We start from the raw sequence: 22,027 nt of genomic DNA on the forward strand, positions 1-22,027 counted from the left end.
GCCGGGTGCCGTCAGGTGCCCGGCTTGCGGCCGTACACGTAGACGTCGTCGCCGGTCTTCAGCAGCGACCAGTACTTCTTGGCCGTGGTGGTGGTCATGTTGACGCAGCCGTGCGAGCCCGGCGGGTTCCACATGCTGAGACTAACCGAGTGGAAGGCCTGGCCGCCGTCGAAGAACTGGCTGTAGGGCATCGGCACGTTGTAGACGGACGAGACGTGGTCGATGTCACGCCAGTAGATCTTCTTCAGGCCGGTGCGGGTCTCGAACCCGTCGCGGCCGGTGCGGACCGGCACCGGGCCGTAGACGAGCTTGTTGCCGTCCTGGATCCAGCTCAGCTGAAGCGTGAGGTTGACGCAGGCGATGCGCCCCTTGTTCGTCGGGCACTTGCCGTCCTTGTTGGGGTTGTTCCCGACGGCCTTCTGCTTGTTCATCAGGTCCATCACGCCCCAGGTGACGGAACCCGCGTACCCGACGGCGGGCGTGATGCCGTGCTTGTTCTGGAAGGCCTGGATCGCCTTGCAGTCAGCGGTGGACTGCTTGCCGTCGACCGGCCGGCCGAGGAACTTCTCGACCTGCTTCTGGTACGGCCCGGCCTGCGTGGTGCAGCTCGCCGCCTGCGCCGGAGCGGAGGTGAGGGCGAGCGTGAGCGGCGCCACAAGGCCCGTGACACCGAGCACTACCGCACTTCGTCTGCGTATGTCCCCCATATGACGTCTGTCTCCTTTTCCTGTGCTGTGGTCTCGTCGTACTGGACCGCCCGATGCGCGGCATTGGTTGTAGCCCGGGGCCGGCTGTGACGAAACGGTTAACTTACCCGTCGCGACCGCCCCGGCCGCATCGGTCCACTTACCCGGAAGCGGCCCGCGCCACAGCGTCGTGGCCGACTTAGTGTGCGGGTCATGCACCCCGCACTCGCCGCCGATCTCGCCCGGCTTCCCGAACTCCTCCAGTCCGCCCGCGACGTGGCCGCCCGTGCGGCGGCCGGGTCGGCCGAGCGGCCGGTGGCCGTGCTCGGGCCCGCACCCGCGCGGGCGGCGCTGCCCGAGCGGGGGGAGGGCGGGGCCGGCGCGCTGGCCCGGTTCACCGAGCGGTGGGCGCCGGGAATGTCCGCCTCGGCCGGGCCACGCTACCTCGGTTTCGTCACCGGCGGTGTGACCCCCGCCTCCCTCACCGGCGACTGGCTGACCTCGGCCTACGACCAGAACCTGTCCGGCGACGCCGGCTCCTGGGGCGCCGCCCTGGAGCGCGAGACCGTGGCCTGGCTGGCCGAGCTGTTCGGACTCGGCGAGGCGCACAGCGGGGCGTTCGTGACCGGCGCCACGATGTCGAACACGGTCGGTCTGGCCATCGCCCGGGAATGGCTCGGCGAGCGGCTCGGGGTGGACGTCGCCCGGGCCGGGGCCGCCGCGCTCGGCCCGGTCGACGTGCTCTCCGGCAGCCCGCACTCCAGCGTCGGCAAGGCACTGTCCGTGCTCGGCATCGGCCGGGACCGGCTGCGCCGGGTGCCGGTGCTGCCCGGCGACCGGGAGGCGGTGGACGTGACCGCGCTCGACGCGGCGCTGGCCGCGCTGGAGGGACGGCCCGCGATCGTCGTCGCCAACGCGGGCACGGTGAACACCGTCGACTTCGACGACCTGCGGGCGATCGCCGCCCTCAGAGAGCGGTACGACTTCTGGCTGCACGTGGACGCCGCGTTCGGCGCCTTCGCCGCCCTCTCCCCCGCCCACGCCCCGCTCGTCGCCGGGCTCGACGCGGCCGACTCGGTCTGTGTCGACCTGCACAAGTGGCTGAACGTCCCCTACGACGCGGCCGTCCAGTTCACCCGCCGCCGCGACCTCCAGGTGGCCGTCTTCCAGAACGAGTCCCCGTACCTGGGCGCGCCCACCGGCACTCCGGACTTCCTGCACCTCACCCCGGAGAACTCCCGCCGGCTGCGGGCGCTGCCGGCCTGGTTCGCGCTGACGGCGTACGGCCGGGACGGGCACCGCGAGATCGTCGAGCGCAACGTCACCGAGGCCCGCCGCCTCGGCGCCGGCATCGAGGAGCTGCCCGCCCTGCGCCTGCTCGCCCCGGTCCGGCTGAACGTCGTCTGCTTCACCCTCGCCGGGGATCCCACGCAGGAACGGGTGGCCGCCCTGGCCCGGTCGGTCGCCGCGTCCGGGGAGGCGTTCCTGACGCCGACGGTGTACGCCGGGGTGCCGGCGCTGCGGGCGGCGTTCAGCAACTGGCGGACCACCGAGGACGACACCCGCCGGGTGCTGGAGGCGCTCGCGACGGCGTCAGCGGCCCTCTGAACTGCCCCGGGCCTCCCGGTGCGGGCGCAGCGCCGCGTGGAATCCGCTGTGGACGGCGGTGAGCCCGCCGTCGACGCGGAGTGCGGTGCCGGTGATCCAGGCGGCGTCGCGGGAGGCGAGGAAGGCGACGGCGGCGGCCACGTCGGCCGGTTCGCCGACCCGGCCGAGGGGGTAGAGCGGCCGGAGGGCGTCGAGTTCGCCCTCCCGGCCCTCCCAGGCCGAGGTGCGGACCGTGCCCGGCTCCACCAGGTTGACCCGGACCCCGCGCGCGGCGGCGTGCCCGGCGAGGGTGCGGGTCAGGGAGACCAGGCCGGCCTTGGCCGCGCTGTAGGCGTGGTTGCCGAAGTCCGCCTCGGCGTTGACCGAGCCGACGCTCACGATCGCGCCCCGGCCGGAGGCGGCGAGGTACGGAAGGGCGGCGCGGCAGCAGCGGTGGACGCCGGTGAGCGTGATGTCGAGGTCGAGGGCCCAGGCGTCGTCGGGCTGGTCCTCGAACAGCGGGCGGTCCGGAGTGCAGTGGGCGGCGCTGTTCACCAGCACGTCGAGTCCGCCGAAGTCCCCGACGGCATGCTCGACGGCCGCCGCCACGGAGTCCCGGTCGGCGACGTCGCAGCCGAACGCCTCCACCGCCAGGCCTTGTTCGCGCAGCGCGGCCGCCGTCTTCTCCGCCTCGGGCAGGTCCCGGTCGGTCGCCAGCACCCGCGCCCCCTCCTCGGCGAGCCGCCGCGCGACGGCCGCGCCGATGCCGCGGGCCGCGCCCGTGACGAGAACCCCGTGTCCGGCGAAGCGATCGAGTCCAGGTCCGCTCATGACTACGACCGTACGGGCGCGGCGATCAACAGGACAGATAGCGTGCGCACATGTCCGCGTTCTTGCAGCAACTCCCGGCTCTCCTGGGCGTCGTGATCGGCGCGCTCGGTTCGTATCTCGCGGTGGTGCGGGGTGATCACGCGCGGTTCCGGCGGGAACAGGCGGCGCGTTGGGACGAGCGGCGGCTGACGGTGTACGCGGAGTGGGCGCAGGCGCTGAAGAAGACCGTCTCCGTCGGCTACCGGGTGGCGGCCCATCTGGGCAACGACCCGCACCCGCATCCGCTGTCCCTGCGGGAGGCCGAACCCCTTTTGGCCCAGGCCCAGTCGGCCCGTGATCCGCACGGCGAGAAGCTCATCATGCTGGGCAGCCCGGCCGTGGTGGAGAAGGCCCAGGAGTGGGTCGTCACCGTCATGGTGATGGAGCGGTTCCTGCGGGAGGAGCGGCAGGACCCCGAGACCTGGCGGACGCTGCTGGACCGGCAGCGGGACGGCCGGGACGGCTACTACGCGGCCGTCCGCGAGGACCTGGCGCTGCCGCCCGGCCACTCCGGGCGGCTGCCGCTGCCGGAGGAGGCGTGAGTCACCGGTAGCCGGCCACGTCCGCCGGCCGGCCCGCGTCCTGCACCTCGACGAGGTAGCGCCAGGCGTCGGGGCGGCTGCCGTCGAGGTCCGTGAAGCCGTACACCTGCGCGAGGCCGCCGCTGGAGAGGGACTGCCCGTTCCAGCGGGCCACCTCGGGGTCGGCGGCCAGGGCGGCGACGGCGCGGCCGACGTAGCGCGGGGTCTCGGAGATGGCGAAGTGCGGGACGGTGTCGAGGGCGTCGCGCCAGGTGTCCTCGGTGACCTTGAAATGGTCGAGCATGATCTCCGAGCGCAGCCAGCCGGGGGTGAGGGCGACGGCGGTGGCGCCGCGCGGGCCGAGTTCGTGGCCGAGGGCGAAGCCCATCCGCAGGACGGCCGTCTTGGCGAGGTCGTAGAAGAAGGAGACGCGGTAGGTGTCGCGGTTGTAGTCGGCGGTGCCGTCGGTCATCTCGACGACCAGTCCGCCGGGCCCGCGCAGCAGCAGCGGCAGGGCGAAGTGGCTGGTGATCGCGTGTGTCTCGACGGCGAGCCGCAGCAGCCGCAGTCCGTCGTCCAGGTCGTGCTCCCAGACCGGGCGGTCCCAGGCGAACAGGTTCTCGCCGCCCCAGATGTCGTTCACCAGGATGTCAAGGCGGCCCTGTTCGTCCGCGATGCGGTCGACGAGGGCGCGCACGGCGGCCGGTTCGAGGTGGTCGACGGGTACGGCGATGCCGTGGCCGCCGGCCGCGGTGACCAGGTCGGCGGTGTCCTCGACGGTCTCCGGGCGGCCGTACTCGGAGCGGCGGGCGCGGGTGGAGCGTCCCGTGGCGTAGACGGTGGCGCCCGCCGCGCCCAGTTCCACCGCGATGCCGCGTCCGGCGCCGCGGGTCGCCCCCGCGACGAGTGCGACCTTTCCGTCGAGCGGTCCGGGCATGTCAGGCCTCCGTTCGGTGATCCTTCGCTGTCAGATCGAGGATCGCGCGGAAGCCTGACATCTTCTGTCGCCTTTTCCGGACGGGATGCCGCAGGTCACTCGGTGGGGCGCAGCCGCTGCTCCAGTTCCCCGTCGTCGGCGACGAACCAGAGCCGGCGGCCCCGGTTCGCCTCGTACACGAAGTCGCGCAGCGCGGAACTGGCCGCGAGGTGGCGGGAGATGTCGCCGACGACGGCGAGCCGCAGCCGGTAGTTCGCGAACTTCTGCACCACCGCGCCCGCGACTCCGGAGCGGAGCCGGAAGAACTCGTCGGCGATCCGCTCGGCGGGGACCGCGACCAGTTCCGCGTCCCTGCCCATCGCGTCGCCGAGGAGGTCGAGGGCGGCGTTCTCGCCGTCCAGCGCAGGCCCCTCGGGGGCGCAGCGAAGGACGCGGGTGGTGTGCAGGGTCACGAGCGTGGCGGTGGTGGTCATACGCGCGATCGTAGGAGGGCCCGCGGCCACGCGCCCGGGGTTTTCCGGCCGGTGCGGTCAGTGGCCGCGGGCGATCCACTCCGCCAGGTGGGGTGCCTCGGCGCCGATGGTGGTCGAGTCACCGTGTCCGGTCAGGACTTTGGTCTCCGGCGGGAGGGTGAGCAGCTTGTCCCGGACGGAGTCGATGATCGTCGGGAAGTGGGAGTACGACCGTCCGGTCGCGCCCGGGCCGCCCTGGAAGAGGGTGTCGCCGGTGAAGACGGCGCCGAGCCCGGGGTCGTACAGGCAGACGGCGCCGGGGGCGTGGCCGGGCGTGTGCAGCACGGTCAGGTCGGCGCCCGCGGTCTCGATGACCATCCCGTCGGCCAGATGGTTGTCGGGGTCGCGGTCGGGATGGGTCATCTTCCACAGCGGCAGGTCGTCGGGGTGCAGCCAGATCTTGGCACCGGTGAGGTCCGCGAGGGCGGGCGCGGCGTCGATGTGGTCGTTGTGGGCGTGGGTGCAGACGATCGCCTTGAGGACGCGGTCGTCCACCGCGGCGGCGATGGCCTCGGCGTCGTGGGCGGCGTCGATGACGATCACCTCGCGTTCGTCGCCCACGATCCACACGTTGTTCTCGACGTCCCAGGTGCCGCCGTCGAGGGTGAACTGCCCGGCGGTGACCAGTCGTTCGATGCGCGTGGTCATCAGAGCACCACCACCGAACGCAGCACGTCGCCGCCGTGCATCCGCTCGAACGCCTTCTCCACCTCGTCGAGCTGGATGGTCTCGGTGACGAAGGCGTCCAGCGGCAGCCGGCCCTGCAGGTGCAGGTCGATCAGCATCGGGAAGTCCCGGGTGGGCAGACAGTCGCCGTACCAGCTGGACTTGAGCGCGCCGCCGCGGCCGAAGACGTCGAGGAGCGGCAGTTCGAGCTTCATCTCGGGGGTGGGCACACCGACCAGGACGACCGTGCCGGCGAGGTCGCGGGCGTAGAAGGCCTGCTGGTAGGTCTCCGGGCGGCCGACCGCCTCGATGACGACGTCGGCGCCGAAGCCGCCGGTCAGCTCGCGGATCGCCTCGACCGCGTCGTTCTCACGGGAGTTGACCGTGTGGGTGGCGCCCAGGGCGCGCGCCTTCTCCAGCTTCCGGTCGTCGATGTCGATGGCGATGATCTTCGCGGCGCCCGCGAGGTTCGATCCGGCGATGGCCGCGTCGCCGACACCGCCGCAGCCGATCACGGCGACCGAGTCGCCCCGGCCGACGTTGCCGGTGTTGATCGCGGCGCCGATGCCCGCCATCACCCCGCAGCCGAGGAGACCGGCGACCGCCGGGGAGACGGCCGGGTCGACCTTGGTGCACTGCCCCGCCGCCACCAGCGTCTTCTCCGCGAAGGCGCCGATGCCGAGCGCCGGCGAGAGCTCCTGGCCACTCGAGGCGAGAGTCATCTTCTGCTTCGCGTTGTGGGTGTTGAAGCAGTACCAGGGGCGGCCGCGCAGACAGGCCCGGCAGTTCCCGCACACCGCACGCCAGTTGAGGATCACGAAGTCCCCGGGCGCGACGTCCGTGACGCCCTCGCCGACCGACTCCACCACGCCGGCGGCCTCATGGCCCAGCAGGAAGGGGAACTCGTCGTTGATACCGCCCTGCTTGTAGTGCAGGTCGGTGTGACAGACCCCGCAGGCCTGCACCTGTACGACGGCTTCGCCCGGCCCGGGGTCCGGCACCACGATCGTCTCGACCCGCACCGGCTCGTTCTTCCCCGGTGCGATCACGCCGCGTACTTCCTGCGCCATGGACCTGACCTTTCGTCGCTCTGCTCACGTGCTTCGTCTCCGACCCTACGCGTGACCGATCGGTAACGGCACGGAGCACGGCGACGGTTCCGGATCTTTCCGGTCAGCCCCCGCCCGACCGCCGGGCCGCCTCCGTCAGATACCCCCGGGGGTACCTCTGCTACGGTGGTGAGCATACCCCTGGGGGTAATTTCCGGGGATCGAGGAGAGGAGTGCTGCCGTGTCCTTCGTCGACACCATCGAGGTGCCCGGACTGGGCAACCGCGGTTACCTGGCGGGCGGGGCGCACGGCGCCGTCGCGGTGGATCCGCCCCGGGACATCGACCGGGTGATCGAGGCCGTCGCCCGGCGCGGAGTGCGGCTCACACACGTCGTCGAGACCCATGTGCACAACGACTACGTCTCCGGCGGCCTTGAGCTGGCCCGGCTGACCGGGGCCGCCTACGCGGTGCCGGCCGGGGCGCGGGTGGCGTACGAGCGGGTGCCGGTGGCCGACGGGGACGTGCTGGAGATCGAGCCGGGGCTGGCGCTGCGCGCGCTGGCCACGCCCGGGCACACCCCGCACCACACCTCCTACGTCCTGGAGGAGGCCGGCCGGGCGACGGCCGTCTTCACCGGGGGCTCGCTGCTGATCGGGACGGTCGGCCGCCCCGACCTGGTGGAGCCCCGGCTGACCGGTGAGCTGGCCCGGGCGCAGCACGCCTCGGCGCACCGGCTGGCCGCCGAGCTGCCGGACGGGACGGCGGTGCTGCCGACGCACGGCTTCGGCAGCTTCTGCTCGGCCGGGGACGCGTCCGGTACGGCCACCACCATCGGCCGCGAGCGCGCGGTGAACGAGGCGCTGGTCAAGGACGTGGACACGTTCGTCGCCGAGCTGCTGGCCGGGCTCGACGACGTGCCCGCCTACTACGCCCACATGGGCCCGCTGAACTCCCGGGGCCCGGACCCCGTGGACCTCACGCCGCCGCGCCGGGCGGACGCCGAGGAGATCGCGGCGCGGCTGGCCGCCGGGGAGTGGGTCGTGGACCTGCGCACCCGGGTGGCGTTCGCCGAGGGGCATGTCCCGGGCACTCTCAACTTCGCGGCCGACGGACAGCTCGCCACCTACCTGGCCTGGCTGCTGCCCTGGGGCAAGCCGGTCACGCTGCTGGCCGAGTCGGCGGCCCAGCTCGCCGCCGCCCAGCGGGAGCTGACCCGCGTCGGCATCGACCGCCCGGCCGCGGCCGCCACCGGCGCACCGCGGGCCTGGCTGCGCGCGGGCGACGAGCCCCGGTCCTTCCCGCGCGCCACGTTCGCGGAGCTGGCCGCCCGGGGGACGCGGGGGGTCGTCGTCCTCGATGTGCGCCGGGACACCGAACGGGCCGGCGGGCACATCCGCGGCTCGCTCCACATACCCCTGCACCAGGTGCGGGAGCGGCTGGGCGAGATACCCGGCGGCACGGTGTGGGTGCACTGCGCGGGCGGGCTGCGGGCCGCCGTAGCCGCGTCGCTGCTGGACGCGGCCGGGCGGGACGTGGTCGCCGTCGACGACGGCTTCGCGGCGGCCGGCGAGGCCGGGCTGCCGATGGCCCGGCTGAGCCCCGCCGAGGCGCGCGAGCGCACCGCCGCGGGTGCCGTCCTGCTGGACGTCCGCGAGGCCGGGGAATGGGCGGCCGGTCATGCGCCGCAGGCCGTGCACGCCCCGCTGTCCGCGCTGGCGGCCGGGGCCCCGCTGCCGCCGGCCGCCGGAGACCGCCCGCTGGTCGTGATCTGCCGTTCCGGCGTGCGCTCACGCGAGGCGGCGGCGCTGCTGACGGCCCGGGGCCTGGACGCGGTGGACGTCGTCGGCGGGATGACCGCGTGGCGCGCGGCCGGACTCGCCGTGAGCTCCGGGGACACCCCCGCATGAGCGTGCTCCTGCTGGCGCTGGGCGCCGGGGCCGTCACCGGTCTGGCGCTCGGGGCCCTGGGCGGTGGCGGCAGTGTGCTGGCCGCCCCCGCGTTGATCTATCTGCTCGGCTTCACCCCGGCCGCGGCCACCACCGCGAGCCTGGTCGTCGTCACGGTCACCTCGGCCACCGCACTGGTCGCCCACGCCCGCGAGGGCGCCGTACGGTGGCGGGCAGGGGCGGTGTTCGCCGCGGCCGGGATCGTGCCCGCGGCGGTCGGCGGGGCCGTGTCCCGGCTGCTCCCGGCCGCCCTGCTGACCGGGGCGTTCGCGGTACTCGCGGGCGTGGCGGCGCTGCGGATGCTACGTCCGCCGGCCGCCGGGGACGGGTCTACCGAGTCCACCGCGGCCGCCGCGGTCACCGGGTCTTCCGGATCCACCGGGGCCGCCGGGTCTTCCGGATCCACCGGATCCACCAAGGCCACCGCATCCGCAGGGGCCACCAAGGCCACCGCATCCGCAGGGTCCAACAAGGCCACCGCATCCGCAGGGTCCAACAAGGCCACCGCATCCGCAGGGTCCACCAGGGCCACCGTGTCCGAAGGGTCCACCAGGGCCACCGGGGTCACCGGGGCCGAAGGGGCCACCGGGGCCGATGGGTCCGCCGACGGCCCGGTGCCGGCGCGGGTCTCCCGGGTGGCCGGGGCCGGGGCGGGTCTGGGTGCGGTGACCGGTGTGCTCGGGGTGGGCGGCGGTTTTCTCGCCGTACCGTCCCTGGTGAACGTCGTGGGCCTGCGGATGCGGGCGGCGATCGGCACCAGCCTGCTGGTCATCACGATCAACTCGTTGACCGCGCTGGCGGCGCGCGCCGGTGCGCAGGCGCCGGTCGACTGGTCGGCGGTGGGCCCGTTCGCGGCCGCCGCGGTGCTTGGCGCCTGGGACGGCAAACGGCTCGCGGCCCGGCTCTCCGCGGGCACCCTGCAGCGGCTCTTCGCCTGCGCGCTGCTCGCGGTGGCCGCGTTCATGCTGGCCGACGCCGTGTTCTGACGCCGGCCGGCCGCTAGGCGAGCGACAGGAACAGCTTCTCCAGCCGCGCCTTCATCTGCTCGGTCGTCTCGCCGTCCGCCCCGTTCCGGGCGGGATCGATGATGCACTGCTGGAGGCCGGTCGCGATGATCGCGAAGCCCGCCCGGTCGAGGGCGCGCGAGGCGGCGGCGAGCTGGGTGACCACGTCCTCGCAGTCACGGCCCTCCTCGATCATCTTGATCACTCCGGAGATCTGCCCCTGCGCCCGGCGCAGCCGATTCAGCACCGACTTGAGCTCGTCGCCCTCGAACTGAAGCTCCACGACCACTCCTCCCATACCCGTAGGGGTATTTTACCCCGCCCTCGGGCAACCCCCGTAGTTCCCCACCTCCGAAAGGATCGCACCCCCATGACCACCACTCCCCCGGCCCTCACCCCCGACCACGCCCTCGCCCGGCTCCCGGAGCTGACCGTCGTCGACGTCCGCACCCCGGGCGAGTACGCCTCCGGTCACATCCCCGGCGCCCACAACATCCCCCTGGACGCGCTGCGCCGGGCCCTGCCCGCCCTGCGTGCCGCGCACGGCGAGCTCGTCCTCGTGTGCGCCTCCGGCGCCCGCGCCGAGAACGCCCGGGCGGTCCTCGCCGAGCACGGCATCCCGGCGGCCACGATCACCGGGGGCACCCGAGGCTGGGCGGAGCGCGGTCACGCGCTGCACAGCCCGCAGGACACGTCCCGTACGACGTGGGCCATGGAGCGCCAGGTCCGGCTCACCGCCGGCGCCCTCGTGCTCGCCGGGCTCGGCCTCGGGCAGCTCCACCCGGCCTGGCTGCTGCTGTCGGCCGGCGTCGCGGGCGGCCTGGTGTTCTCGGCGCTCACCGACACCTGCGGCATGGCCGCGGTCCTGGCGAAGCTCCCGCACAACCGGCCGCGCGCGACGGATCTCGACGCGACCCTCGCCGCCCTGGGCTCCGCCCGCGACTGACGGCACGCCGGTACGGGGGCCGGCCGTCGTAGCCTTGGTGCGCCGCCCATCGCCCGCACGAGGAGCACCGTGACCACCGCCGCAGACGCACGTGTGACGAGAGAGACGGGAGAGCGGACCGGACCGTCCGCGTTCCGGCTGCTCCTCTCCTATGTACGGCCGCACCGCTGGGCCCTGCTGGCGGGTGCCGTGCTCTCCCTGGTGACCGGGGCGACCGGGCTGCTGCTGCCGCTGGTGGCCCGGGGGTTGATCGAGGACCTGTCCCACGACCGTTCCATCACCGGCAAGTTGCTGGCGATGGCGGGTCTGGTGGTGACCAACGCAGGGGTGGGCGCGCTGGGTTCGTACGTCCTGCGGCGCACGGCCGAGTCGGTGGTGCTGGGCGCGCGGCGCACCCTGTCGTCGTACCTGCTGCGGCTGCGGATCACCGCCGTGGACCGTACCGAGCCGGGCGACCTGATGGCGCGGATCACCTCGGACACCACCCTGCTGCGCGAGGTCACCACGGACTCGCTGGTCGCGCTCGGCACCGGCGGACTCACCCTGGTCGCCACCGTGGTGATGATGGGCCTGGTCGATCCGGTGCTGCTCGGCGTCACGTTGGCGGTGATCGCGGCCGCGGGCACCGTGCTGGGCACGATCGTGCCGCGCATCAACCGGGCGAGCCGCCGGGCGCAGGACGCGGTCGGGGTGATGGGCGCCTCGCTGGAGCGGGTCCTGGGCGCGCTGCGCACGGTGAAGGCCTCGGGCGCCGAGCACCGCGAGGAGCAGGCCCTGCACGCCGCGGCCGAGGAGTCCTGGCGGCAGAGCGTGCGGGCCGCCAAGTGGTCGGCCGCGGCGGGCAACACGGCGGGCCTCGCGATGCAGCTGGCGTTCATCACGGTGCTGGCGGTGGGCGGAGCCCGGGTGGCGACCGGCGCGATCGGCGTGGGCACGCTGGTGGCGTTCCTGCTCTACGTCTTCTATCTGATGTCCCCGATCCAGCAGGTGGTCGGCGCGGTCACCCAGTACCAGACCGGCGCCGGCGCGCTCGCCCGGATCCAGGAGGCGCTGCGGCTGCCCGCCGAACCCGCCGCCGCGCCCGCCGAGTTGCCGTCCGCGGGCGCCGAACCGGCCTCGGTCGCCTTCACCGACGTACGTTTCCGCTACGCGGACGACCTCCCGTACGTCCACCACGGGGTCGGCTTCGACATACCGGCGCGGGGCATGACGGCGTTCGTCGGCCCGTCCGGCGCGGGCAAGACCACCGTCTTCTCGCTCATCGAGCGGTTCTACGACCCCGAGTCCGGCACGATCACCCTCGACGGCCGCCCGCTGGACGCCTGGGACCTGCCCCTGCTGCGCTCGGCCATCGGCTATGTCGAGCAGGACGCGCCGGTGCTCTCGGGCTCGCTCCGGGACAACCTGCTCCTCGGCAACCCGGAGGCGGACGAGGACGCGGTGACCCGGGTGGTGAAGACGACCCGGCTCGACGGGCTGGTCGCGCGGCTGCCGCAGGGACTGGACACGCTGGTCGGGCACCGCGGGACCAAGCTGTCCGGCGGGGAGCGGCAACGGGTGGCGATCGCCCGGGCGTTGCTGCGCCGGCCCCGGCTGCTGCTCCTGGACGAGGCGACCTCGCAGCTGGACGCGGTGAACGAGGCGGCCCTGAGGGACACGGTCGCCGATGTGGCGCGGTCGACCACCGTGCTGGTGGTCGCGCACCGGCTGTCGACGGTGACGATGGCGGACCGGATCGTCGTCATGGACGCGGGACAGGTCCGTGCGGTGGGCACCCACCGGGAGCTGGTGGCGGCGGACCCGCTCTACGCGGAGCTGGCCGCTACGCAGTTCCTGGCCTCCGCGCCCTGAGGACGGCGCGGGGCGACGTGGGGCCGTGTACAGAGCGCGACGGAGGGCCGCCCCCTCGTGGGACGGCCCTCGAACGCGCGGCGGGGATCAGGCTTCGATGCCCGGCACCAGCCCCATCACCGGCGCGGCCAGATCGGTGATCTGGTGGAGCTCACCGAGCCGCTGGACCCCGCTCAGCCCCTGCAGCTGCTCCGAGACCTTCGGGATCCGGTCCTGGTAGTGCGCCGGGACGTCGCTGCGGGCGACCGAGTCGAGCATGCCGAGCGCGCTGAGCTTCACGGGCTGCTGCGCGCTCGCGTCGGCCGCGTTGGCCAGCGGCGCGGCGAGGCCGGTGACCCCGACCGCGAGGCCGACGGCGGCGACGATACGTCGTGTTGAGATCATGTCTTCAGCAACGGCCCCGGCGCCGGACCGGACACGGGCAGCCGGTCCCCCTCACCCGTCAGGCGGAGCGCCCGGCCTGCGCTTGCCGAGCCCGGCGGGCCGGAGGACGCTCGGAGTGAGGGCTCTCGCGACCCCTCCGCATCGGGCCGCGGGCCCTCCCAGGAGGTCACTATGGGCACCGCGACCGGCTCCACATTCGACACCGAGACATTGCGCCGGGCCATCGAGGGCAATACAGGGAACACCCTGCTGGCGCTCTACACGGACGACGCGGAGATCCGCATCGTCGACCGCAACACCCAGCCCAGCCACCCCAAGGTCCTGCACGGCCGCCGGGACATCGCCGCGATGCTGGACGACATCTACGGCCGCGACATGACGCACCGGCTGGACCAGTGCATCGTGCAGGGCGACCGGGCCGCCTTCTCCGAGTCCTGTGAGTACGGGGACGGCGTCCGGGTGCTCGCCGAGTCGATGATCACGCTCCGCAACGGCAAGATCGCCGAACAGATCATGATCCAGGCATGGGACGAGTAGTCAGCAGAGGCGCGAGGGTCCAGGTCAGCACCCGCGTGACCTGGACCTTCTCGGCGCGGGCCGGCCTCGGACACACCCGTCGCAGACAGCCCCGGGTGTCCGTGACCCTGCTGCAGGCTGCCTTGCGGGCGGCGCACCGCCGCCGGAAGCGCTGAACGCCTCGGTTACCCTGGGGGCGGACCGTGACTGGCGCTGAGGTGGAGCACCACCGGGGAGCGGTCCGCACTGTCGATGCCGTGCGCCTGGGCGATCAAAGTCAATCAGCTCAGGAGTGTGCCGCATGACCCAGGCCCGTCTCATGGACGGCACCGCCGTCGCCCGCCGGATCGTCGAGGAGACCGCGAAGAAGGCCGCCGACCTCACCGCCCGCACGAGTGTCACACCGTGCCTGGCGACCGTGCTGGTCGGCGAGGACCCGGCCTCCGTCACCTACGTCCGGATGAAGCAGAACCGCAGCCGCAAGGCCGGTATCGCCTCCCGGCAGGTGGCCCTGCCCGCCACCACGACCACCGATGAACTCGTCGCCACCCTGCGGGAGTTGTCGGCCGACCCGGCCGTGCACGGCATCCTGCTCCAGCACCCGGTCGGCGAACACATCGACGAGCGGGCCGCGTTCGAGGCGATCGCGCCGGAGAAGGACGTGGACGGCGTGACCTTCGCGTCGTTCGCGACGATGAGCTTCGGCCTGCCGGGCTTCGTCTCCTGCACTCCCGGCGGCATCCTGCGCCTCCTCGACGCCTACGACGTAGACCCGGCCGGGAAGCGCGCGGTGGTCGTCGGCCGCAGCGCGATCCTGGGCAAGCCGGCCGGCATGCTCCTGCTCGCCCGGGACGCCACCGTCACCTACTGCCACTCCCGCACCCGCGACCTGTCGGCGGTGGTCCGCGAGGCGGACATCGTGGTCGCCGCCGTCGGCCGCCCCCGGCTGATCCGGGGCCAGGACATCAAGCCGGGCGCGGTCGTCGTCGACGCGGGCTACAACGCCGGCAACGTCGGTGACGTCGACTTCGACACCGCCGTCGAGCGGGCCTCGCTGATCACGCCGGTGCCGGGCGGTGTCGGCCCGATGACCATCGCCCTGCTGCTGGAGCAGACGGTGGCCGCGGCCGCCCGGCAGCTCGGGGTGTGAGGGTCAGCGCATCCAGGCGCGGTACTCCATGACGTCCCCGGCGTGCACCCCGTACTCCGGGGCGTCCCGGGTGAACGTGGTCTCCAGGCCGAGTACGGCACCGGTGGCCGGGTCCAGGATCAGCATCCGCCGCCCGCCGTCGTCCCTCCCGTCGTAGACGTACGCCTGCCCGGTGCGGCCCAGCCGGTCGGTGACCTGGCCGACCGGACGCAGCCCCCGGGCGTCGGCGAACAGCTCGGCCAGGGCGGCGGACTCCCGCGCCCCCAGCGTCCAGTTGTCCAGCAACTCCTGGGTGGCGTCGAGCAGTCCGGCGGTGGTGCGGGTGTCGGTGTGGATCAGCTCGGCCAGGTAGGCGTGCAGCTTCGTCGGGTCGTGCGGCGGCGTCGACAGGGGTGGGGCGTCGCCCCACATCGGCGGGAAGGTGCGCCGGCTGAGCACATGGCCGTCCTCGACCAGTCCGTCGTCGGTGAGCACGGACCGGCCCGGGTGCCCCGGGTCGGTCGCCACGACCACCTCGGTGTGACTGGCGTCCGCCCGCCAGCGCACGACCCGCTCCTCGGGCAGGGTGACGGGCGGCTTGTCGTCGCTCATGCCGAGGCTCCAGGACTGCACATGGGTGCCCTGGCGCAGCGCCGGGGACCCGTCCTGGGCCGCCACCGCGGCCAGTATCGCGACCTGTGCGAGCGGTACGGGGGTGGAGTGGGCGCGGACGGTCAGCGGCCGGGGTGCGGCGACCGCGGGCGCGGTGCCGGAGCCGCCGAGCAGCACGGTCAGCGCGGTGGCGACCACCACGGCCGCCGCTGTCAGCCCCCAGGCCAGCCGCGGCCGCACCCAGGTCCGGCGTCCGGGGCGGGGGTCGTGCAGCAGCCGGTCGAGGTGCCGTTCGGCGGTGTGGTCCAGGGGGCCGTCGCCGAAGTGGGGGCCGCCGGCGGGCATCGGGTCGGCGGCGCGCAGCAGGTCGAGTTCGTCAGCCATGGCGGTGTTCCTCGGGGAGGGGCTCGGCGGCAGGGGGGCGCAGTCGGTCGATCTCGGCTCTGAGCCGGCGGCGGGCGCGGTGCAGCCGCATCGCCGCCGCGCGGCTGCCGCAGCCGAGGACCACGGCGACCTCGTCGACGCCCAGTTCCTCCCACGCGGTCAGCCGCAGCACCTCCTGGTCGGCCGGGGACAGCCGGAACAGCGCCTCGTGCACCCAGGCGCCCGGCCGCTCGGTGTCCGGGCCGGCCACGACGGACCGCCCGTGCGCGGTCTCGTCGTTGCCCAGCCGGTCCACCAGCCGGCGCCGCCGCCCGTACCCGCGTACCGCGTTGGCGAGGCAGTTGCGTGCCACGCCGTACAGCCAGGGCAGCGGGGCCGCCGGCAGATCGGCGCGGCGCCGCCAGGCCACCGTGAACACCTCCGCCACCACTTCCTCCACCTCGCTGGTCCGCCCGTCCAGTCGCCGCGCGACATAACGGCTGACCGCCCAGTAGTACTCGCGATAGGCAGCGGCGAAGATCTCGTCGTTGCTCATGTTCGGTTCTTGTCCAGCACCTTCCCGATCGTCACACCCTTCTCCGTGACGCTCGTCGCACCCGTCGAGTGTGACCGGTCCGTACCGCCCGGACACAGGCGGGGCATGAGGAACCTCAAGTGGCTCACGACCACGGATCACAAGACGATCGGAACGCTCTACCTGGTCACGGCGTTCTCGTTCTTCTGCGTGGGCGGAGCGATGGCCCTGCTGATGCGCGCCGAACTGGCCCGCCCGGGCCTGCAGATCATGTCGAACGAGCAGTTCAACCAGGCCTTCACCATGCACGGCACGATCATGCTGCTGATGTTCGCCACCCCGCTCTTCGCGGGCTTCGCCAACTGGATCATGCCGCTCCAGATCGGCGCCCCCGACGTGGCCTTCCCGCGCCTGAACATGCTGGCCTACTGGCTCTACCTGCTCGGGTCACTCATCGCGGTGGGCGGCTTCCTCACCCCGCAGGGCGCCGCCGACTTCGGCTGGTTCGCCTACGCCCCGCTCTCGGACGCGGTGCGCACCCCGGGCATCGGCGCCGACATGTGGATCATGGGGCTGGCCTTCTCCGGCTTCGGCACCATCCTCGGCGCGGTCAACTTCATCACCACGATCATCTGCATGCGCGCCCCCGGAATGACCATGTTCCGGATGCCGATCTTCGTCTGGAACGTGCTCCTCACGGCACTGCTGGTCCTGCTCGCCTTCCCCGTCCTCGCCGCCGCGCTCTTCGCCCTGGAGGCGGACCGCAAGTTCGGGGCCCACGTCTTCGACGCGGCCAACGGCGGAGCGCTGCTCTGGCAGCACCTCTTCTGGTTCTTCGGCCACCCGGAGGTCTACATCATCGCCCTGCCGTTCTTCGGCATCATCAGCGAGGTGATCCCGGTCTTCTCCCGCAAGCCGATCTTCGGCTACATGGGCCTGGTCGCGGCGACCATCGCCATCGCCGGGCTGTCCGTCACCGTCTGGGCGCACCACATGTACGTCACCGGCGGCGTACTCCTCCCCTTCTTCTCCTTCATGACCTTCCTCATCGCCGTCCCGACGGGCGTGAAGTTCTTCAACTGGATCGGCACCATGTGGCAGGGCTCGCTCTCCTTCGAGACCCCCATGCTCTGGGCCACCGGCTTCCTCGTCACGTTCCTCTTCGGCGGCCTCACCGGGGTGATGCTGGCGTCCCCACCCATCGACTTCCACATCTCCGACTCGTACTTCGTCGTCGCCCACTTCCACTACGTGGTCTTCGGTACGGTCGTCTTCGCGATGTTCTCGGGCTTCCACTTCTGGTGGCCCAAGTTCACCGGCAAGATGCTCGACGAACGCCTCGGCAAGATCACCTTCTGGACCCTCTTCATCGGCTTCCACGGCACCTTCCTCGTCCAGCACTGGCTGGGCGCCGAGGGCATGCAGCGCCGGATCCCCGACTACCTGGCGGTCGAGGGGTTCACCACCCTCAACACCATCTCGACGATCTTCTCGTTCCTGCTGGGCTCCTCCCTGCTCCCGTTCTTCTACAACGTCTGGAAGACGGCGAAGTACGGAAAGAGCGTCGAGGTCGACGACCCGTGGGGCTACGGCCGTTCACTCGAGTGGACGACCTCCTGCCCACCGCCACGCCACAACTTCACGTCCCTGCCGCGGATACGCAGCGAGTCCCCGGCGTTCGACGAGCGGGAGCTGACCACACGATGACGGCACAGGAGGAGGAGCGGGCGCTGGTCGCCGAGATCGAGGGACATCTGCTGCTGGCGTCGGCCCAGGAGGAGTGCCGTGCGGCGGCGGCCAGAACGGCGGACCGGCTCGGCTGGCTGACGGACCCGCAACGGGAGGATCTGGAACGCCAGTTGGAAACCGAGTACCTCGGCCTGGCCCGCACCTCCTGGCACCGCACAGCGGAACGCGGCGAGGAACTGAGAGGCGAGTACGAAGCCAGATACCGAACACTCCGGCAGCAACTGATGGCCGGCTTCGTCCTACTCTGCGCCCTGCTGACGGCAACCACACTACTGACGCTCGCCACATGAGCGCCCCAAAGGGGCGCGGGGAACTGCGCGACCAGCCACAACTCACCCGCGCCCGACGAACAACCCACTCGACTCAGCTCTGACTCCACTGCTGATTGGTCCCGCCATTGCAGGTCCACAACACCAGCGAGCTCCCGTTACTGGTCGCCGCCCCATACACATCCAGGCACAACCCGGCATTGACGTTCGTGATCGTCCCGTCCGAATTGACGTTCCACTTCTGGTTGTTCTGCCCGTTGCAGTCCCAGATCACGACCTTGGTGCCGTTGGTGGTGCCCAGGTTGTACGCGTCCAGGCACTTGTTGCCGTACACCACGAACTCCTTGCGGGAGGTGTACGTCCAGGCCTGGTTCTGGCCACCGTTGCAGTCCCAGATCTCCGCCTGGGTGCCGTTGGTGATGGTGTTGTTGTAGATGTCGGCGCACCGGCTGGACTGCTTGCCGACGAGGAGTGTGCCGTTGGCGCCCGGAACCGGACTCACCACGATCGAACCGAGCGTCGGCAGCGAACTCCCGGTGAAGGTCAGCGAGTTGCCCGACCCCTTGCTCAGGTCGACCTGTACCGAGACGGTGCCCTGCGAGGACCCGGTCGGCGGGAAGGAGACGGTCGTGGCGGTCTGGCTGTTGACCTGGAGCGTGCCGGTGACGGCGGTGGAGCCGGTGTTGGTGTAGGCGACGTCGACGACGCTCAGCCCGGTGCTCGCCGCGCTCACGCTCGTGTACTTGCCGGTGGAGGTGGCGCTGTAGCTCGTGCCGGACGCCTCCGTGCCCCCGCTGACCTTGAGCATGACCGAGCCGCCGGCCGGCACGCCGGCGGTGTAACTGGTGCTGTACGACCCGAGGTTCGACTGCGCCCACAGGTCGCGGACCGTCGCGGACGCGCTGGTCAGGCCGAGGTCGGACCAGCGGGCGGTGATGTTCGCGGCGGAGGAGGTGCGGTTGAGCAGCACGACCGCGCGGTTGCCGGTGCCGGCGAGGACCTTGCTGTAGACCTGCAGACCGGTGGTGTCCTCGGCGACCTTGACGCCCTGCAGCCCGCGCGCGTCCTGGTCGACGGCGATGACGTCGGAGTTCTTGAGGATGGCGGCCGTCTCACTGGTCATCGTGGTGAGGTCGTTGCCGGCCAGGAGCGGGGCGCCGGAGATCGCCCACAGGGCCATGTGGGTGCGGTTCTGGGCGGCCGTGAGGCCGGACATGCCGACGGTGAGCATGTCGGGGTCGTTGTAGTAGCCGGTGTGCTGGGCGGCCGGGTGCAGGGTCTGGTCGAAGTTGGACAGGACGGCCGACTGGGACGCGGTGCCGCCGTAGTAGTAGATGTCCGTGCTGGTCCGCCACATGGGGGCGAGGCCCGTCGCCCAGTTCCAGGTGTTCTGGTAGCCCCAGTTGCAGATGGACAGGGTCAGCGGGCGGCCGGTGGTCGCGGCGGCCGTGCTGACGGCCGAGCTGATCGACTTGTAGGTGGTGGCCGCGTCCAGGCCCTCGGCGTCGCCGCCGCACCAGTCGACCTTCACGAAGTCGAAGCCCCACTTCGAGAACTGGAGCATGTCCTGGGCGTAGTGCCCCTCGCTGCCGGTGTTGGCGGCGGCGGGGCGGCCGGTCGGGTAGTAGTAGCCGCAGCCGTTGTAGCCGGCGTCGGTGTAGATGCCGGCCTTGAGGCCCTTGCTGTGGATGTAGTCGGCGATGGCGCTCATGCCGCCGGGCCACTCACTGGTGTCGACGGTGATGTTGCCGTCGCTGTCCCGGGTGCCCTGCCACCAGCCCTCGTCGATGTTGATGTACTTGTAGCCGGCGGCGGGCAGCCCGGCCGCGACGAACGCGTCGACCTGCGCCTTGATGACGTCGTAGTCGATCTTCGACGCGAAGCTGTTCCAGGAGGCCCAGCCCATCGGGGCGGTGGGCACCGAGACCTGCGCCACGGTCGCCGCCTGGGCCGGTCCCGGCGAGGCGAAGAGCAGCGCGGCGGCGGCCGTCAGGGTCAGGGCGAGGGCGCGTACGGCGGCGGCCCACAGGTGTCGTACGAGACCGCGGCCGGTCGATCTGGGCGGGGGGTACATGCGGCTCCTCCACGGGGGTGCACGGGGTGTCCGACCCGAAACGTTCGTGATTTCGAACTTGGATCGATGTTCCGAACGTGTCGCGCGCCGAACGTAGAGCCGCCGGAGGGTGAAGTCAACGGCTGTGACAGGGGTGAACTCGGCGCCTCCTTCGGGCCGTTCACCCCCCACGAGGACCCACGAGGACCCACGAGGACCCGCGCACCGCCATACTGCCGCTCGTGCGCGTAGCGATCACGACGGCGGGTTCCCGGGGCGATGTGGCCCCCCTACACCGGTCTCGGGCACGGGCTGAGCCTGGCCGGACACGAGGTCACCCTGGTCACCCACGCCCGTTTCGCGGAGCTGGTGGACGGGTCCGGGGTCGGCTCCCATCCCCTTCCTTCACTTCACTCGCCGGGAACTGGCACGGCCACGCGAAGTGACCCCGTTCATACGGGAGTTCAGTGATCCGTTCGCCGGTCTCGCTCGGGGGCCCGGCCCCTACGGCGCGACGCTGCCGGGGCACCTGGTCGCGGAACAGAAGTCATGGCGGGGGGGGGTTGGCAGTTGTCCGTTTGTCCGCAGTGCCGCGAGCTGGAGTGCAAGGTCACCCCAGCGGTCCCGGGCCGCAGATCGACTCGCGTGGCTCGTCGGTCAGTCCGGTGTCTCGCCCGAGTCGGCGGGCTGGGAGTCGTTGACCGGCGCGGACCGCTCGATGTCGTCGTTGGTCGCGGCCCAGCTGGCCAGCAGGTTCAGGGCGTCCTGCGACGGTGAGTGGGGTTCAGCGGTGTAGGTGAGGAGGAACTGGCTGGGGCCGTCGGGGAGCGGGAAGGTTTCGAAGGGCAGGTCGAGGTCGCCGACGACCGGGTGGTGGAGGAGTTTCACGCCGGTGGTGTGCATGCGGACGTTGTGGGCCGCCCAGCGGCGACGGAATTCCTCGCTGCGGGTGGACAGCTCCCCGATCAGGTCCGTCAGCCGTCGGTCGTAGAGGTCGCGGCCGGCCTCGGCGCGCAGCATGGCGACCGTGTCGCCTGCGACTTCGTCCCAGTGGCGGAAGAACGCGGTCGCGTGCGTGCTGAGAAAGACGAACCGTGCGTTGTTGGGGGGCCGTTCCGGGTCGGCGTACACGGGGGAGAACAGGGCGCGCCCGAGGTCGTTGGCGGCCAGGATGTCCCCGCGCCCGCTGAGGATGAAAGCGGGTGTGCCGGCCATTGAGTCAAGGACGCGCTGCACCGCGGGCCGTACACGCTGCTGGGCCGGGCGGCGGCGTGGCGGGCGGGTCGTGCCGGCGCCGCGTAGGAGGTCGAGCAGGTGGATGCGTTCGGCCTCGTCGAGCTGAAGTGCTTGCGCGATGCCTTCGATGACGCTCTCGGAGACGCCGGTGGCGTTGCCGCGCTCCAGCCGGGTGTAGTACTCGCTGGAGATGCCCGCGAGGAGGGCGACCTCCTCGCGGCGCAGCCCGGTGACCCGTCGGCGCTCTCCGCCGTACAGGGGCAGGCCGGCCTGCTCGGGGGTGACCTTGGCCCGTCGCGTGCCGAGGAATTCCCGGATCTCCGCGCGGAAATCATCGCGAATGTCGCGGTTTGTGCCGTTGGGGTCGTTTCTGCCTGCCATGCGCTTCACTCTACGAGCGCATCCGCCGGGTTGGGGGGCCCTGTCAGTGACCCCCTCATCAGGGACTCCCGCCCTCGCGTGACAGCCGGTTTTGTTGGTGGTGCACCGCCCACGGCGGTGTGAACCGTCCAGACAGACGGCGTTCGTGCCGCCGGTCCCAGCCTCCTCTGCGGCGCTCTCCGCGCTGCAACGCATCATCCCCGCAGACAGCGGGTGCCGGATC

The 22,027-nt window shown here is 72.1% G+C and carries 22 protein-coding genes, 1 pseudogene and 1 riboswitch; of the genes and pseudogenes, 11 read left to right on the forward strand and 12 right to left on the reverse strand.

Features of this window, described 5'->3' with window-relative positions:
- Positions 1-11 precede the first annotated feature (11 nt).
- Positions 12-707, reverse strand: coding sequence for a L,D-transpeptidase family protein (locus ACFZDK_RS20170; RefSeq protein ID WP_390974139.1), 696 nt, complete (start codon positions 705-707; stop codon positions 12-14).
- Positions 708-899: 192 nt separating this feature from the next.
- Here ACFZDK_RS20170 and ACFZDK_RS20175 point away from each other — a divergent pair, with 192 nt between their 5' ends.
- The gene (locus ACFZDK_RS20175) at positions 900-2,294 is read left to right on the forward strand and encodes a pyridoxal-dependent decarboxylase (protein WP_390974141.1); all 1,395 of its coding nucleotides are present in this window, start codon (positions 900-902) and stop codon (positions 2,292-2,294) included.
- Here the strand turns inward: ACFZDK_RS20175 and ACFZDK_RS20180 are convergent.
- Positions 2,280-3,104, reverse strand: a complete 825-nt coding sequence (locus ACFZDK_RS20180) for an SDR family oxidoreductase (protein WP_390974143.1) — start codon at positions 3,102-3,104, stop codon at positions 2,280-2,282. The genes ACFZDK_RS20175 and ACFZDK_RS20180 overlap by 15 nt on opposite strands.
- Positions 3,105-3,154: 50 nt before the next feature.
- Here ACFZDK_RS20180 and ACFZDK_RS20185 point away from each other — a divergent pair, with 50 nt between their 5' ends.
- Positions 3,155-3,685: a hypothetical protein gene (locus ACFZDK_RS20185; RefSeq protein ID WP_390974145.1), complete on the forward strand. Its 531-nt coding sequence runs from the start codon at positions 3,155-3,157 to the stop codon at positions 3,683-3,685.
- 1 nt (position 3,686) lies between these two features.
- Here the strand turns inward: ACFZDK_RS20185 and ACFZDK_RS20190 are convergent, their stop codons facing one another.
- From ACFZDK_RS20190 to ACFZDK_RS20205, 4 genes are all read right to left on the reverse strand, one after another.
- A complete protein-coding gene (locus tag ACFZDK_RS20190) occupies positions 3,687-4,601 on the reverse strand; it encodes an SDR family oxidoreductase (protein ID WP_390974146.1) in 915 nt (304 codons plus the stop codon).
- Between the two features lie 95 nt (positions 4,602-4,696).
- Entirely contained in the window at positions 4,697-5,074 is a 378-nt protein-coding gene (locus tag ACFZDK_RS20195; RefSeq protein ID WP_390974148.1) for a DUF4180 domain-containing protein, read from the reverse strand.
- 57 nt (positions 5,075-5,131) lie between these two features.
- Positions 5,132-5,761 carry an MBL fold metallo-hydrolase gene (locus ACFZDK_RS20200; RefSeq protein ID WP_390974150.1) on the reverse strand — a complete coding sequence of 210 codons (630 nt, stop codon included), beginning with the start codon at positions 5,759-5,761 and terminating at the stop codon, positions 5,132-5,134.
- Complete coding sequence (locus ACFZDK_RS20205; RefSeq protein WP_390974152.1) at positions 5,761-6,849, reverse strand: S-(hydroxymethyl)mycothiol dehydrogenase; 1,089 nt, start codon at positions 6,847-6,849, stop codon at positions 5,761-5,763. The genes ACFZDK_RS20200 and ACFZDK_RS20205 overlap by 1 nt, the downstream gene beginning before the upstream one ends.
- A 220-nt stretch (positions 6,850-7,069) precedes the next feature.
- Between ACFZDK_RS20205 and ACFZDK_RS20210 the strand changes: the two genes are divergently transcribed.
- Together ACFZDK_RS20210 and ACFZDK_RS20215 are read left to right on the forward strand one after the other, a co-directional pair.
- Positions 7,070-8,737 carry a rhodanese-like domain-containing protein gene (locus tag ACFZDK_RS20210; RefSeq protein WP_390974153.1) on the forward strand — a complete coding sequence of 556 codons (1,668 nt, stop codon included), beginning with the start codon at positions 7,070-7,072 and terminating at the stop codon, positions 8,735-8,737.
- Positions 8,734-9,762 carry a TSUP family transporter gene (locus ACFZDK_RS20215; RefSeq protein WP_390974155.1) on the forward strand — a complete coding sequence of 343 codons (1,029 nt, stop codon included), beginning with the start codon at positions 8,734-8,736 and terminating at the stop codon, positions 9,760-9,762. The genes ACFZDK_RS20210 and ACFZDK_RS20215 overlap by 4 nt, the downstream gene beginning before the upstream one ends.
- A gap of 13 nt (positions 9,763-9,775) precedes the next feature.
- On the opposite strand, the gene ACFZDK_RS20220 is transcribed toward ACFZDK_RS20215, so the two are convergent.
- Complete coding sequence (locus tag ACFZDK_RS20220) at positions 9,776-10,063, reverse strand: metal-sensitive transcriptional regulator (protein WP_123979367.1); 288 nt, start codon at positions 10,061-10,063, stop codon at positions 9,776-9,778.
- Between the two features lie 87 nt (positions 10,064-10,150).
- Here ACFZDK_RS20220 and ACFZDK_RS20225 point away from each other — a divergent pair, with 87 nt between their 5' ends.
- A complete protein-coding gene (locus ACFZDK_RS20225; protein ID WP_390974157.1) occupies positions 10,151-10,726 on the forward strand; it encodes a rhodanese-like domain-containing protein in 576 nt (191 codons plus the stop codon).
- A 69-nt stretch (positions 10,727-10,795) separates the two neighbouring features.
- Positions 10,796-12,577 carry an ABC transporter transmembrane domain-containing protein gene (locus tag ACFZDK_RS20230; RefSeq protein WP_390974159.1) on the forward strand — a complete coding sequence of 594 codons (1,782 nt, stop codon included), beginning with the start codon at positions 10,796-10,798 and terminating at the stop codon, positions 12,575-12,577.
- Positions 12,578-12,664: 87 nt separating this feature from the next.
- On the opposite strand, the gene ACFZDK_RS20235 is transcribed toward ACFZDK_RS20230, so the two are convergent.
- Entirely contained in the window at positions 12,665-12,961 is a 297-nt protein-coding gene (locus ACFZDK_RS20235) for a hypothetical protein (RefSeq protein ID WP_390974161.1), read from the reverse strand.
- A 171-nt stretch (positions 12,962-13,132) separates the two neighbouring features.
- Here ACFZDK_RS20235 and ACFZDK_RS20240 point away from each other — a divergent pair, with 171 nt between their 5' ends.
- Together ACFZDK_RS20240 and ACFZDK_RS20245 are read left to right on the forward strand one after the other, a co-directional pair.
- Positions 13,133-13,498, forward strand: coding sequence for a nuclear transport factor 2 family protein (locus tag ACFZDK_RS20240; RefSeq protein ID WP_390974163.1), 366 nt, complete (start codon positions 13,133-13,135; stop codon positions 13,496-13,498).
- Between the two features lie 172 nt (positions 13,499-13,670).
- Positions 13,671-13,753, forward strand: a riboswitch (ZMP/ZTP riboswitch).
- 25 nt (positions 13,754-13,778) lie between these two features.
- Positions 13,779-14,627: a tetrahydrofolate dehydrogenase/cyclohydrolase catalytic domain-containing protein gene (locus ACFZDK_RS20245; RefSeq protein ID WP_390974165.1), complete on the forward strand. Its 849-nt coding sequence runs from the start codon at positions 13,779-13,781 to the stop codon at positions 14,625-14,627.
- Between the two features lie 3 nt (positions 14,628-14,630).
- Here the strand turns inward: ACFZDK_RS20245 and ACFZDK_RS20250 are convergent, their stop codons facing one another.
- Positions 14,631-15,602: a CU044_5270 family protein gene (locus tag ACFZDK_RS20250; RefSeq protein WP_390974167.1), complete on the reverse strand. Its 972-nt coding sequence runs from the start codon at positions 15,600-15,602 to the stop codon at positions 14,631-14,633.
- Positions 15,595-16,137 (reverse strand): sigma-70 family RNA polymerase sigma factor, encoded by a 543-nt coding sequence (locus tag ACFZDK_RS20255; RefSeq protein ID WP_390974169.1) that lies wholly within the window; start codon positions 16,135-16,137, stop codon positions 15,595-15,597. Before ACFZDK_RS20255 ends, ACFZDK_RS20250 begins: the two co-directional genes overlap by 8 nt.
- Positions 16,138-16,242: 105 nt before the next feature.
- Here ACFZDK_RS20255 and ctaD point away from each other — a divergent pair, with 105 nt between their 5' ends.
- Positions 16,243-17,823, forward strand: coding sequence for a cytochrome c oxidase subunit I (gene ctaD / locus ACFZDK_RS20260; RefSeq protein ID WP_390974171.1), 1,581 nt, complete (start codon positions 16,243-16,245; stop codon positions 17,821-17,823).
- Positions 17,820-18,155: a hypothetical protein gene (locus tag ACFZDK_RS20265; protein ID WP_390974173.1), complete on the forward strand. Its 336-nt coding sequence runs from the start codon at positions 17,820-17,822 to the stop codon at positions 18,153-18,155. The genes ctaD and ACFZDK_RS20265 overlap by 4 nt, the downstream gene beginning before the upstream one ends.
- Positions 18,156-18,228: 73 nt before the next feature.
- On the opposite strand, the gene ACFZDK_RS20270 is transcribed toward ACFZDK_RS20265, so the two are convergent.
- Complete coding sequence (locus tag ACFZDK_RS20270) at positions 18,229-20,208, reverse strand: ricin-type beta-trefoil lectin domain protein (protein ID WP_390974175.1); 1,980 nt, start codon at positions 20,206-20,208, stop codon at positions 18,229-18,231.
- A gap of 221 nt (positions 20,209-20,429) precedes the next feature.
- Here ACFZDK_RS20270 and ACFZDK_RS20275 point away from each other — a divergent pair.
- A pseudogene (locus ACFZDK_RS20275) lies at positions 20,430-20,592 on the forward strand (glycosyltransferase); the annotation flags it as partial.
- Between the two features lie 252 nt (positions 20,593-20,844).
- Here the strand turns inward: ACFZDK_RS20275 and ACFZDK_RS20280 are convergent.
- Entirely contained in the window at positions 20,845-21,804 is a 960-nt protein-coding gene (locus tag ACFZDK_RS20280) for a helix-turn-helix domain-containing protein (protein WP_390974177.1), read from the reverse strand.
- Positions 21,805-22,027: the final 223 nt, after the last annotated feature.

The organism is Streptomyces sp. NPDC007901, assembly GCF_042959465.1.
Lineage (GTDB): Bacteria > Actinomycetota > Actinomycetes > Streptomycetales > Streptomycetaceae > Streptomyces.

Excerpts from the sequence above, each read along its gene's own strand:
- ACFZDK_RS20170 (WP_390974139.1), bottom strand. The coding sequence starts at position 707 with ATGGGGGACATACGCAGACGAAGTGCGGTAGTGCTCGGTGTCACGGGC.
- ACFZDK_RS20175 (WP_390974141.1), top strand. The coding sequence starts at position 900 with ATGCACCCCGCACTCGCCGCCGATCTCGCCCGGCTTCCCGAACTCCTC.
- ACFZDK_RS20180 (WP_390974143.1), bottom strand. The coding sequence starts at position 3,104 with ATGAGCGGACCTGGACTCGATCGCTTCGCCGGACACGGGGTTCTCGTC.
- ACFZDK_RS20185 (WP_390974145.1), top strand. The coding sequence starts at position 3,155 with ATGTCCGCGTTCTTGCAGCAACTCCCGGCTCTCCTGGGCGTCGTGATC.
- ACFZDK_RS20190 (WP_390974146.1), bottom strand. The coding sequence starts at position 4,601 with ATGCCCGGACCGCTCGACGGAAAGGTCGCACTCGTCGCGGGGGCGACC.
- ACFZDK_RS20195 (WP_390974148.1), bottom strand. The coding sequence starts at position 5,074 with ATGACCACCACCGCCACGCTCGTGACCCTGCACACCACCCGCGTCCTT.
- ACFZDK_RS20200 (WP_390974150.1), bottom strand. The coding sequence starts at position 5,761 with ATGACCACGCGCATCGAACGACTGGTCACCGCCGGGCAGTTCACCCTC.
- ACFZDK_RS20205 (WP_390974152.1), bottom strand. The coding sequence starts at position 6,849 with ATGGCGCAGGAAGTACGCGGCGTGATCGCACCGGGGAAGAACGAGCCG.
- ACFZDK_RS20215 (WP_390974155.1), top strand. The coding sequence starts at position 8,734 with ATGAGCGTGCTCCTGCTGGCGCTGGGCGCCGGGGCCGTCACCGGTCTG.
- ACFZDK_RS20225 (WP_390974157.1), top strand. The coding sequence starts at position 10,151 with ATGACCACCACTCCCCCGGCCCTCACCCCCGACCACGCCCTCGCCCGG.
- ACFZDK_RS20235 (WP_390974161.1), bottom strand. The coding sequence starts at position 12,961 with ATGATCTCAACACGACGTATCGTCGCCGCCGTCGGCCTCGCGGTCGGG.
- ACFZDK_RS20240 (WP_390974163.1), top strand. The coding sequence starts at position 13,133 with ATGGGCACCGCGACCGGCTCCACATTCGACACCGAGACATTGCGCCGG.
- ACFZDK_RS20245 (WP_390974165.1), top strand. The coding sequence starts at position 13,779 with ATGACCCAGGCCCGTCTCATGGACGGCACCGCCGTCGCCCGCCGGATC.
- ACFZDK_RS20250 (WP_390974167.1), bottom strand. The coding sequence starts at position 15,602 with ATGGCTGACGAACTCGACCTGCTGCGCGCCGCCGACCCGATGCCCGCC.
- ACFZDK_RS20255 (WP_390974169.1), bottom strand. The coding sequence starts at position 16,137 with ATGAGCAACGACGAGATCTTCGCCGCTGCCTATCGCGAGTACTACTGG.
- ctaD (WP_390974171.1), top strand. The coding sequence starts at position 16,243 with ATGAGGAACCTCAAGTGGCTCACGACCACGGATCACAAGACGATCGGA.
- ACFZDK_RS20265 (WP_390974173.1), top strand. The coding sequence starts at position 17,820 with ATGACGGCACAGGAGGAGGAGCGGGCGCTGGTCGCCGAGATCGAGGGA.
- ACFZDK_RS20270 (WP_390974175.1), bottom strand. The coding sequence starts at position 20,208 with ATGTACCCCCCGCCCAGATCGACCGGCCGCGGTCTCGTACGACACCTG.
- ACFZDK_RS20280 (WP_390974177.1), bottom strand. The coding sequence starts at position 21,804 with ATGGCAGGCAGAAACGACCCCAACGGCACAAACCGCGACATTCGCGAT.